14 protein-coding genes are annotated in these 11,006 nt (G+C 62.3%); 12 read left to right on the forward strand and 2 right to left on the reverse strand.

The window, feature by feature from the left end; all coding sequences use genetic code 11:
- The 6 genes from D0550_RS36640 to D0550_RS34405 form a co-directional block, all read left to right on the forward strand.
- On the forward strand, window positions 1-372 hold a 372-nt coding region (locus D0550_RS36640), incomplete at its 5' end, for a S8 family serine peptidase (protein WP_275129312.1).
- Window positions 366-1,454 carry a S8 family peptidase gene (locus D0550_RS34385; protein ID WP_116813764.1) on the forward strand — a complete coding sequence of 363 codons (1,089 nt, stop codon included), beginning with the start codon at window positions 366-368 and terminating at the stop codon, window positions 1,452-1,454. The genes D0550_RS36640 and D0550_RS34385, both read left to right, overlap by 7 nt.
- A gap of 110 nt (window positions 1,455-1,564) precedes the next feature.
- Complete coding sequence (locus D0550_RS34390; RefSeq protein ID WP_153067485.1) at window positions 1,565-4,936, forward strand: hybrid sensor histidine kinase/response regulator; 3,372 nt, start codon at window positions 1,565-1,567, stop codon at window positions 4,934-4,936.
- Window positions 4,839-6,008: a response regulator gene (locus D0550_RS34395; protein WP_153067486.1), complete on the forward strand. Its 1,170-nt coding sequence runs from the start codon at window positions 4,839-4,841 to the stop codon at window positions 6,006-6,008. Before D0550_RS34390 ends, D0550_RS34395 begins: the two co-directional genes overlap by 98 nt.
- On the forward strand, window positions 6,005-7,777 hold the full coding sequence (locus tag D0550_RS34400; RefSeq protein ID WP_116813767.1) for a putative bifunctional diguanylate cyclase/phosphodiesterase: 1,773 nt from the start codon (window positions 6,005-6,007) through the stop codon (window positions 7,775-7,777). The genes D0550_RS34395 and D0550_RS34400 overlap by 4 nt, the downstream gene beginning before the upstream one ends.
- Before the next feature lie 61 nt (window positions 7,778-7,838).
- The gene (locus D0550_RS34405; RefSeq protein WP_161966229.1) at window positions 7,839-8,723 is read left to right on the forward strand and encodes a phytanoyl-CoA dioxygenase family protein; all 885 of its coding nucleotides are present in this window, start codon (window positions 7,839-7,841) and stop codon (window positions 8,721-8,723) included.
- Window positions 8,724-8,799: 76 nt separating this feature from the next.
- Here the strand turns inward: D0550_RS34405 and D0550_RS35155 are convergent, their stop codons facing one another.
- Both D0550_RS35155 and D0550_RS35160 read right to left on the reverse strand, forming a co-directional pair.
- The gene (locus tag D0550_RS35155; RefSeq protein ID WP_161966230.1) at window positions 8,800-8,967 is read right to left on the reverse strand and encodes a hypothetical protein; all 168 of its coding nucleotides are present in this window, start codon (window positions 8,965-8,967) and stop codon (window positions 8,800-8,802) included.
- 12 nt (window positions 8,968-8,979) lie between these two features.
- Window positions 8,980-9,123, reverse strand: coding sequence for a hypothetical protein (locus D0550_RS35160; RefSeq protein ID WP_161966231.1), 144 nt, complete (start codon window positions 9,121-9,123; stop codon window positions 8,980-8,982).
- 307 nt (window positions 9,124-9,430) lie between these two features.
- On the opposite strand from D0550_RS35160, the gene D0550_RS34415 reads away from it, so the two are divergent.
- The 6 genes from D0550_RS34415 to D0550_RS37060 all read left to right on the forward strand — a co-directional run.
- Window positions 9,431-9,622, forward strand: coding sequence for a hypothetical protein (locus tag D0550_RS34415; protein ID WP_116813772.1), 192 nt, complete (start codon window positions 9,431-9,433; stop codon window positions 9,620-9,622).
- Window positions 9,619-9,876 carry a hypothetical protein gene (locus tag D0550_RS34420; RefSeq protein WP_116813773.1) on the forward strand — a complete coding sequence of 86 codons (258 nt, stop codon included), beginning with the start codon at window positions 9,619-9,621 and terminating at the stop codon, window positions 9,874-9,876. The genes D0550_RS34415 and D0550_RS34420 overlap by 4 nt, the downstream gene beginning before the upstream one ends.
- Window positions 9,873-10,088, forward strand: a complete 216-nt coding sequence (locus tag D0550_RS34425) for a hypothetical protein (RefSeq protein ID WP_116813775.1) — start codon at window positions 9,873-9,875, stop codon at window positions 10,086-10,088. The genes D0550_RS34420 and D0550_RS34425 overlap by 4 nt, the downstream gene beginning before the upstream one ends.
- Window positions 10,085-10,333 (forward strand): hypothetical protein, encoded by a 249-nt coding sequence (locus D0550_RS34430; RefSeq protein WP_116813777.1) that lies wholly within the window; start codon window positions 10,085-10,087, stop codon window positions 10,331-10,333. The genes D0550_RS34425 and D0550_RS34430 overlap by 4 nt, the downstream gene beginning before the upstream one ends.
- Window positions 10,330-10,713, forward strand: a complete 384-nt coding sequence (locus D0550_RS34435) for a helix-turn-helix transcriptional regulator (RefSeq protein ID WP_116813778.1) — start codon at window positions 10,330-10,332, stop codon at window positions 10,711-10,713. Before D0550_RS34430 ends, D0550_RS34435 begins: the two co-directional genes overlap by 4 nt.
- 180 nt (window positions 10,714-10,893) lie before the next feature.
- A partial coding sequence (locus tag D0550_RS37060) for an ORF6N domain-containing protein (RefSeq protein ID WP_349770763.1) occupies window positions 10,894-11,006 on the forward strand: 113 nt, incomplete at its 3' end.

Consider the following 11,006-nt stretch of genomic DNA (forward strand, 5'->3'; position numbering starts at 1 on the left):
GGCTCGGAGATGTGTATAAGAGACAGGTTGAGTGCTCAGCAACAGCTGCAGGACGGCAAGGGTCTGAATACGCTGGGCTTGCTCTACGAAACAAACTATCCAGCATTGATCGGGGCGGACTCGCTGCATTCTGCGGGCATCACGGGTAAGGGCGTTACCATCGCCGTGCTCGACACTGGTTTCTGGCAGGACGTGAGTCAGAACTACGGCAATCGCGTGCTGGCGTCCGTCGACGTGACCAATGGGAATCGTCCCATCGCGGGCGACCCATATGGTCATGGCACGCATGTGACGGCAATCGCGGCTAGCGGCGCGCAAAAGCGCTCAACGGCAGCTATTCCGGTATCGCGCCGTCGGCGAATCTCGTGCTAGTGCGCGCATTCAATGGCCAAGGCGCGGGCCGCTATACCGATGTGATCGCCGGCGTGAATTGGATCGTCGCCAATCGCGACAAGTACAAGATTCGCGTGCTCAACCTTTCGTTCGGTGCGTCCCCGCAGTCGTACTACTGGGATGATCCGTTGAACCAGGCCGTCATGGCGGCGTGGCGCGCGGGCATTGTTGTCGTGGTTTCGGCGGGCAACGAAGGCCCGAGCCCGATGACGATTTCGGTGCCGGGCAACGTTCCCTACGTCATCACGGTCGGCGCGCTGACCGATGGCAACACGCCGTACGACCCGACGGACGATCGTCTCGCTTCGTTCTCGTCGGCGGGTCCGACGTATGAAGGCTTCGTGAAGCCGGAAATGGTGGCGCCGGGCGGTCACATCGCGTCATCCATGCCGAGCAGCAGTTATCTCGCGACGCTGGATAAGGACTCGATGAATCTGGCGAGCAACCTGTTCACGATGTCGGGTACGTCGCAGGGTGCGGCGGTGACGACTGGTGTCGTGGCCTTGATGTTACAGAGCGACCCGAGCCTGACCCCGGACACGGTGAAGTGCCGTTTGCTGGTCTCGACGCGGCCGGCAATCACTGCTCAGGGCAAGCTTGCCTACAGCGTGTTTCAGCAGGGCGCGGGCTTGATCAACGCGGTCGCCGCGGTCAACAGCCCTGCGACCGGGTGCGCCAACCGCGGCTTGAATCTGCAGGCCGATCTCGACGGTAGCGCGCACTTTGGCGGTCCGGCCAACATCGATGACCACGGCAATTACGTGATCATGGATATGGAAGGCACTGCCTGGGGCGACACGGTCGATGCCGACGGTTACACCTGGTCGAAGGGTTACACCTGGAGCAAGGGCTACGCTTGGAGTGAAGGGTATACCTGGAGCAAAGGCTTCACCTGGTCGAAGGGCTATACCTGGAGCAAGGGATTTACCTGGTCGAAAGGCTTCACCTGGAGCAAGGGTTATACCTGGAGCAAGGGCCTGGCGTGGTGGGAAGCCATGTCTCAGAGCTATGCCACCGGCACTCGCTCGGCGTCCATCGCTTCCTGGGTGCCCAACGAGTGATGCGGGATTTCCCAAGACTGTGACGCGCGTCGTGCGGTCCTTGCGCCGCACGCGTTGATTCCTCAAACCAGTCAGCGGTTGCGTTTGCAACCGTCGGGCAAGCTGTGCAGGTGAGCGCAAATCCGCTGACGCGCGCCTGGCGGGCGTCATTGATCATCGCAGGTTGGTTGTTGACGGCATCGATCGCTACGGCGGCCGATGCCCCTCAGCTCATTCTGGAACACCTGACCACCGCCGAGGGCCTGCCGCAATCGACGGTCATGGTCACTCTGCAGGACTCGCAGGGGTTTGTCTGGATCGGCACCGAAGACGGTCTGGTGCGCTATGACGGCCACCTTCTGCATCGCTACGCCCCGGTTCGTGGGGCGTCGGACGCGCTATCGGGGAACTACATCTGGGACATTGCCGAGGACGCTGGCGGCGATCTGTGGATCGCGCTGCGCGACGGCGGCGTGGCGCGGTGGCGGCGCAAGTCCGACACGTTCACGAGCTATCGTCACGATCCATCCAACCCCGATTCTCTGGCGAGCGATAGCGTTCGCGCACTGCTTGTCGACTCGCGTGGACAAATCTGGATTGGCACCAGCGACGCCGGCGTCGACGTTCTCGATCCCGCATCCGGCAACATTCGACACCTGCGCTCAACAGGTCGTGGCCGGGCGGCGCTCAGCAGCGATCGTATCTTCACGCTAGCGCTGGCACGTTCCGGGGATGTCTGGATCGGCACCCAGGAAGGCCTCGATCTGTGGCGTCTCAAGGATGAATCGATCACTCCCTTCGGTCCTCCGGCCGGTGCCGCTGGCTCCCTGGTGGACCAGGAAATCTCCCATGTGCTCGAGGACAAGAGCGGTGCGGTGTGGGTGGGCAGTTTCAAGACCGGTCTGACGCGGCTGGATCGCGAGGGTCGTTTGCTCGCTTCGTACCGCCAGGGTCGCGAGCCACATGCCCTCAGCAATGATGATGTTCGCAGCGTCCTCGAAGATCAGGCCGGCCGCTTGTGGGTAGGCACCGTGGATGGACTCGATCTGCTCGGTCGCGCGAGCGGACGGTTCACGCATTTCCGCCACGACGACAGCAATGCGGACTCGCTGCGCGATTCTTTCGTCATGTCGTTGTACGAGGACCAGGCGGGGGTGGTCTGGATCGGCACGCGAACTGGTGGCGTGAGCCGTTGGAATCCGCGCAGTTGGGAGCTCGGTGGCCGGCGCCCGCAATGGGTGGGGAGCGGGGCGGTGAATGCGTTCGCCGATGCGCCGGACGGCCGCGTCTGGATAGCGGCGCTGGATGGCGGGCTGCGCCAGTTCGATCCTCGAACGAACGAAACGACGCCGCTCGAGAGGCTCACCAAGGATCATCAGGTCCTGCGTGACGAGCGCGTGATGTCGCTGTTGCTGGACTCACTCGGCAACCTGTGGATCGGCACGATGACCGGTGGCGTGAAAAAGCTCACTACCACCGGGCGCATCGAATCGATTCCCGTAAAGGCGGGGGATCCGCGAGCGACCAGCGCGGCGGGCATCATGACCCTCACTGAAAGTCGCAGCGGTCAAATCTGGATCGGCACGTTCGGTGGAGGATTGAACGTGCTCGATCCGGCGTCGGGCGCAATTCGTCAATTGCCGTTTGGCGACCGGCCCGGCGATATCAGCGCCCCCGAAGTGACTTCGCTCGTAGAGGATGCTCGCGGCCATTGGTGGATCGGCACCATCAATGGCTTGAATCTGGCCCGGGCCGACGGCCACGTGGTGAAGGTATTCAAGAACGATCCGACCGACCCCGAGTCGCTCGCGATCAATGTGATCTATGCAGTGACGCTCGACGCGCATGGCAGTGCGTGGCTCGCGACGGATGGCGGCGGCCTGTCGCAAGTCCTGGGCTCGTCCGCGGCTCCGGAACAGATCCGCTTCAAAACGTTCATGCGCGAGCAGGGCCTGTCGAGCGATACGCTGTACGGCGTCGTCGCCGATGATGCGGGCTCGCTCTGGCTCAGTGGCAATTCCGGTCTGATGCGCTTCGATCCCAGCAGTGGTGCGATCAAGGTCTATCATCGAGAACACGGGCTGCAGGGCGAGGAGTTCTCTTTCGGCTCATATCACCGCCTGCGTGACGGGCGCCTGTGTTTTGGCGGTGCGGGCGGGTTCAACATCTTCGATCCGAGGCGACTGAGCGAGAATCGCCAGCCGCCGCGACTGGCACTGACCAACGTCGATATTCTCGGCGTGCGCATGCGTAGCGCCACTCCGTTCTGGCTGCTCGGAAACATTCCGCTCAGCTATCGCGACAGCATCGTGTCGCTCGATTTCGGGGTGCTGGATTTCGGCTCGAAGCAACACAATCGGCTGGCATATCGCATGCCGGGCTTGAGCGATGACTGGATCGATCTGGGCAGTCAGCGGCGAGTGACGCTGACGACGTTGCCCGCTGGCGAACATGTGCTGGAAGTTCGTGCCGCGACCTCCGATTCGGGGTGGAGCGAACAGCCGCTGACACTCACCATCGATCGCGCTCCGGCGCCGTGGCAATCGCCCTGGGCTTATGCCGCGTACGCTGCGCTCATTCTGGGCGTGATCCTGTATCGCGCTCACCGCCAGCGGCGCAAGTACCAGGCAGTGGTACAGCAACGCGAGCTGCTCGACGCCGAAGTAAAGTTGCGGACGCGTGAGCTCGTCGAAAGCAACCGTCAGCTCGCCGAGGCCGCGCAAGCCAAGAGCAACTTCCTCGATCGCATGAGTCACGAGCTGCGCACGCCGATGAATGGCGTCGTTGGCATGACCGAACTGCTGTCGCGGACGCAGCTGTCGGCGACACAATCTCATCTCACCAAGACCATTCGCTCCTCGGCGCAGATCCTGCTGCAGATCGTGAATGACTTGTTGGACCTGTCGAAGATCCGTGCCGGCAAGGTGGCGCTCGAAGCCCTACCCATTGACCTTGGGCAGGTGCTGGAAGAGTGCACCAGTCTGTTTGCCGGGGCCGCCGAGAGCAAAGGCATCGAGCTGATCGTATGTCCGCCTGTGCACGGCGAGCGGGCGCTGCTCGGTGATCCACTGCGCGTGCGGCAGATCGTGATGAACCTCGTCGGCAACGCGGTGAAGTTCACTTCGCACGGTGAGGTCGTGGTGCGCGCCGATGTGACGGTCGAGGAGGATGGCGCCGTTGCCAGGATTTCCGTGGCCGATACCGGCATCGGTATGGATGAGGAGGCCGTGAAGCGCATCTTCGAACCGTTCTCTCAAGCCGACGAGACGACGACGCGCAAGTTCGGCGGCACTGGTCTGGGTCTGGCGATCTGCCGCGAGCTTTCCGACATCATGGGCGGCGAGATCACGGTGCAGAGCGCGCCGCACGTCGGTTCAACTTTCCATCTTTCCCTGCCACTGACGATTGCCTCGTCGTACCGTTCGCATCCTCACGCATCGCACGTCGCTGCGCGAGTCGCTGACGCGTCATGTGACATCGCTGGGGCTCGCGCCGGCGGATGACACCTCGGCGGTTGCGGATGAGATCACGATCCTCGACGTGAGCACGCATCCAGAGGATTTGAACCTCCTGCTGACGGGCCAGTCGTCCTGGCCAGGGCTGGTGGTCATCGCGACCAACTTCGAGGCCGAATCCAACAACCTCCGCACGCTCCTCGATGAGAAGACCATCGTTCTCAAGCCCGTGCATCGGATCGCCTTGCGTGAAGCGCTGGCGGTTGCCAGCGGCGTCGAGGTGGCGCCGATCGATTCGTCACGCAACGTCGCTGGCAATGCACCGATGCTCAAAGGACACGTGTTGCTGGTCGAGGATGAGCCTGTCAACGCGGCGGTCGCGGAGGGCTATCTGGCGAGCCTGGGTTGCACGAGCGTGTGGGTGAAGAGTGGCAACGAAGCTGTGGCGCGTATTGCCGGCGAGCATTTCGACCTGATCCTCATGGATCTGAACATGCCGGACATGGATGGCTTCGCGGCGACGAAATTGATCCGCCAGCGAGCGAAGCAGGGCGCCCGCACACCGATCGTGGCGCTTACGGCGCACGATGCGACCACTTATCGCGAAAAATGTCTGCACGCCGACATGGACGACATTCTCACCAAGCCTTACACGCTGGAGGAGTGCGCGCACTTGTTGCGCAAGTGGCTGGTGACGCACCCGACCGTCACCACGGCCGAAGTGATCGAACTGCCGGTCGCGCTGGTGAAGCATGATGCGCTTGCAAGCGTCGATGCAGCGGCGGTTGCCTCGATGCGAAAGCTCCGCGCCCGCGGACATACTGACTTGTATTCGAAGCTGGTGGAACTGTTCAGAACAGGATCGGCGGAGTCACTCGCGCAGCTGAGCGCCGCGATGTCGACGCAAGATCTGACTGCTGCGGCTGGGATTTGTCACAAGCTGGCGTCGAGCGCTTCGAACGTCGGTGCGCTGACTTACGGCAAGGAATTGCGTCGTCTGGAGCAACTGTGTATCGCGGGCGAGCTACAGCGAGCGTCCGAGCTGCATGAGTTGATCCAGGCTGCGCACCCGCCGCTGATGGATACATTGCTGGGACTGACCTTGAAGGCCAGCGCATGAACACCGTCGATCGACATCCAGGCATAGCTATCATCGCCGATGATGAGTCGACCGGTCGCGTGCTCCTCGAGGAGTCCGCGGCAGAGGTTGGGCTCGAGGCATTGGCCTTCGACAATGGCGCCGATGCGCTCGCCGCTGCGCTAGCCAGTCCAGTATCGATCGTGTTGCTCGATGTCGATATGCCAGGGCTCAACGGCTATGAAGTCTGCCGCCGCCTGCGCGCCGACGCGCGGTTCGCGACCACGCCGATTGTCATGGTGACAGGTCACGAGGATTCGGATGCGATCACGCTGGCGTTCGAAGCGGGCGCAACTGACTTCGTTTCCAAGCCAGTGAACTGGGCGCTGCTGCCGCGACGTCTCGAATACATCCTGCGCAACGCGGCCAGTGCGCGGGCGCTGATCGCGAGCACCGAACGCATCGAGCGGCTCGCTTACTTCGATACGTTGACAGGGCTGCCCAATCGGCAGCGCTGCATGGAAATCGCCGCCTCGATGTTCTCTGCCGCTGAGCAGGAACGCGACAACGTCGCCGTCGTCTATATCGATCTCAACAGTCTGAAGCGCGTCAATGATTCATTTGGTCACGCCATGGGCGACGCCGTGTTGCGCGCCTTTGCGGATCGATTGGTGCGCACGGTGAATGATTTCAGCATCGAGCCCGAGCGAGTGTTGATTTCGCGGCTCGGCGGCGACGAGTTCGTGGTGGTGATGCGACGAGCCGCCGCTCGTGAAGCCGCCATGGAGATTGCGCGACGGTGCGCCGAAGCGTTCAAGCTCGCCATCACTCACGATGCGCTGGAGTTTTATTCGTCGCCGAACATCGGTGTCGCGGTTTATCCAGACGACGGCGCGGACGTGGCCACTCTGTTCAAACATGCGGACACGGCGATGTACCACGCCAAGGCAACGTCGGGCGCCGTTGCCTCGTACGCACCCGCGATGAGCGCCAGGATGCGTGACTGGCTCGAATTGGAGGGTCGGCTACGCAAGGCCGTTCACAACGATCTGCTGAGCCTGGTCTTCCAACCCAAGTTCCGTATCGAGGATCGCAAGCTGGTCGGCGTCGAGGCCTTGCTTCGCTGGCGTGATGCCGAGTACGGCGACATCTCACCGAATCGTTTCGTCGAAATCGCCGAGGACAGTGGTTTGATCCTGGATATGAGCGGCTGGGTGGTGCGAGCCGTCTGTCGGCAACTGCGCAGGTGGCTGGATCGAGGCATCGTGCTGCCCGTCGCCATCAACTGCTCGGGCAAGGAGCTCTTGCACGGCGATCCCGCCAAGGTGGTCGAAACCGAAGCAAGAGCGGCGAATGTCCCCGCGTCGTTGATCGAGATCGAGCTGACCGAGTCGTTGCTGATAAAGGACTCGGCGACGGTGCAGGGCGCACTTAAACGCTTGCGGCAGTTGGGCTGCCGAATTGCGCTGGATGACTTCGGCACCGGCTATTCATCGCTGGCCTACATCACGCGCTTCCCGCCCGATCGAATCAAGATCGATAAGGCCTTCGTGCGCGACATCGACAACTCGCCCGGCGACGCCGCGGTGGCGAGCGCGATTCTGTCACTGGCGCACAGCTTGAATCTGGTGGTCACGGCCGAAGGGGTGGAGCGGCAAGGTCAGCTCGACTGGCTGCTGGCCCGCGGCTGCCACGAAGTGCAGGGCTTCCTCCTGGCCAAGCCGCTCTCGGTCGCGGAGCTCGAAGCGCGTTTCTTTGCCACTGTGAACGAACCGATCCAGGAAACGACGCCGCTGCTATCGCGAGCCTGATCGGGACGGATGTAGGGAGTCTTGTTACACTGCAACATACCTGTTCAACGGAGATGTTGGTGTGGAGCTGCGCCCCTGGTTCGAGGAGGACGATTATCGTTCCAAGGCTTGCTATCGGGACCTGTCCAGCGCCCAGCAGGGTTGGGTCGACCAGTTTCGCAACGATGGCTATCTCGTCCTCGAAGAGACCGGCATCCCGCCAGCCACACTGACCGACGCCGTCGCTCAACTCGTTGGCAAGTACACGCAACCAGCAACCGGATACGATGCGGCGGGCCGAGTGCAGGATGCCTGGCAACATTCGCCAGCCGTCAGACAGATCGCGACGGAGCCCGCCATTCTGGCCGCTTTGCAGGCGCTCTATCAGAGGCCGCCGGTCCCTTTTCAAACGTTGAATTTCGAGCGCGGCACGGAACAGCGCTCTCATAGCGACACCATTCACTTCAATACGCTGCCGTTCGGGTTCATGTGCGGCGTGTGGGTGGCGCTCGAAGACATCGATCTGAATAACGGCCCATTGCGGTATTTTCCGGGCAGCCAGCGACTGCCCGTATTCCACATGGACGACCTGGGTCTGGAGCCCGTCGCAAGCGAGTACCAAAAGTACGAAGATCGCATCGAGAAGATTCTCGCCGACGCGGGCTTCAGCTCGCAGCCCGCGCTGTTGAAGCGCGGTCAGTGCTTGATCTGGTCAGCCAACATTTTCCACGGCGGCTCGCCGGTCCTCGATCGCAACCGAACCCGCCTGAGCCAGGTGACGCACTACTATTTCCCCGGCTGCATCTACTACACGCCGCTGCTATCGAGTCCGCAACGTCAGCTGTGGCGGCTGCGTCAGGTGCAGGACCTCCGCACGCTCGAGGCTGTCCCGACGTACGAGGGATTGCCCAGGCGGCGGAAACCGAAGGAGGAGCGGGGGTTTCTGTCGAAGGTGTTTGGGGGGTGAGAGGGAGGAGCGGCGCTGGGTGGGCGCAGACCGTAAAGAGCTCAGTCCTGCCGCTCGCCGCGGTTCCGGCCTCTGCTCACAGCGCCGACGCTGTCACCATCACTTCGATCGCATAGCCTTTAGATCCGCCGACTACGGTGCCGCCACTGCTGGGGAGGCCATCGGGTCTGCGTGTCTGGACGCCGAACATGCCGCCGCCCTGTAGTGCTCGCTTGCCGGCAGCGCTCTTCTCGTAGTACTTCATTTGCAGATAGAGTCAATTGTCGCCATAGAGGCGCGGAGTGGCCTCCGCGATCAAACCTTCCGAGGCATCGAATGTGAAGGACTCACCGTTTTGTACGACCCGAGTCACGGTGACTTCCTCCGCGCGATTCACTTTGAGACGGACCTCTACTTGCACCAGACCATTCACCAGGACGCGAGCGTCTTCGACAGGTGCCGTCGACTGTTCGGGGATGGTCGGATCTCGAGTAATTCCGAAGACATATGCATCTTCTTGGATGTCCTCGGAACAGGTGATGGTGGAGGCGGCGACCCTCCAAAATGCGCAAATCGGCGCTGAATTGCGCAAGATTCGCGGTTGAGACTGAAGAAAGTTCCCCCCGGAAATACCCCCGCTTTTGACTGCCTGCTGCCGTGAGCGGCCGCCGCCGGTGTTGGAGCACCGACGACGGCCTGACCACAACCGCCTACCATCGGAGGCAGTCATGGCTGTGCCCATTATTCCGCGAATCTGTCGCGGTCGTCTCTATTTCCAGGTTCCCACCTTCGCCCGGGCTGTCGCGGCATGGTCCGCCGCCAAGGCCCACCGGTTCCACACCGCCGACCCGGTCGACGAGCTGATCGTCCAACGCGCACAAGTCCCGGCCGGGATGCGCCGGCAAGGCGGTGTCGCATGAGCACCGACGACACTGCTGCCGGTGACGTCGGCACCGATCAGACGATATCCCTCTCCGAGCGAATCCACGGTGTTCGCGCCGATCTGTTCGACATTACCGCTGTCGTCGACATAGCCAGGCGTGTGATCGGCCCCGACGACGACTGGTGCCTGAATCACGCATTGGAACGCGTGGTCGAGCGGCTCGGCGGCGCATGTTTGGATTTGGAACTCATCGCGCTGGATGCACGCAAGCTGCAGGGAGGCGGGTCATGAACGTCATGCATGACATCGCCGAGGCGCGGGCCACCGCGCTCGTACTGCGTGCGACGGCGAAAGTCGTTCGGGCGGAGCAGGGCTCGCTGATGTTCCGGCTCAATCGTGCCGCCGACGCTCTGGAGGGTATGGCGGCGTTGGCTGTGCGCTGCCTGGAGCGCATCGAGCAGTTGGAACAGGAGCTGCGACAGCTCCGGGCCGGTGCCCAGTGAGCGGCGCCGGCAAGGCCGAGGCGCGACCCGAACGCGCCTCGGGCGAAACAACGGCGGTCGGGCTGGACCCACTCAATGTAGCGATCCGCAACCTGCAATTGGCACACGCCGTTGTGACAGTGGCGGAACGAGCAGCGACGCATGACATGGTCGAGGTTCATTGCCTCGCGGATGTGCTCCTCGTCGTCATTCCTCTGATCGAGCGCGGACTGGACGCGCTCGATCAATTGGGGGCGCGGCGATGAGTATCCGAACTGAGTCACGCGCTTACTTCACGGCTCTAGGCGCGCATGTCTGCCAGCTGCGTAAAGCGCATGGCATGACGCAAGCCGAACTTGCGCGAGTTATCGGCGTCTCGCCACAGGCAGTGTTCGCGTATGAACTCGGTGAGCGCCGGATTTCCGTGCTCGTGGTGGCCAAAATCGCCAAGGTGTTTCAGGTCCCCGTCGAAGAACTGATTGGGATGTCCAATGCCGTCCGCGCGGCGAAGGGGCGGCGGCTATCTCCGCGCTGCGTGAGGCACGCGGAGCGACTGCTGGCGCTGTCGAAGACGCAGCAGCGCTTCGTCGTCAGGATCATCGACGTGCTCGAAGACGGTAATAGCCGTCGGGGGAACGCGCGATGAGACGCGGGTGAGGGACCGGAGTAGCAGAACCCCAGAAAAGAGAAAGGGGCCAACCCGAAGGTTTAGCCCCTTTTTCCGCCGTCCGCAGCCCGGCGGGGAGATGCTGAAATTGTACGAGGACATTTCCAGAAGCTCCAGGAGCAAAGAATGACCAAGAACGAAGATACAGCGCTCGTGCCGATGGAGAAAATCAGCTCATCGATCCTTCTATTGCGAGGTTGTCGGGTCATTCTGGATCGCGACCTGGCAGCGATCTACGGCGTGAAGACCGGCCGGCTCAACGAGGCCGTCAA

This window comes from Steroidobacter cummioxidans (genome assembly GCF_003104955.1).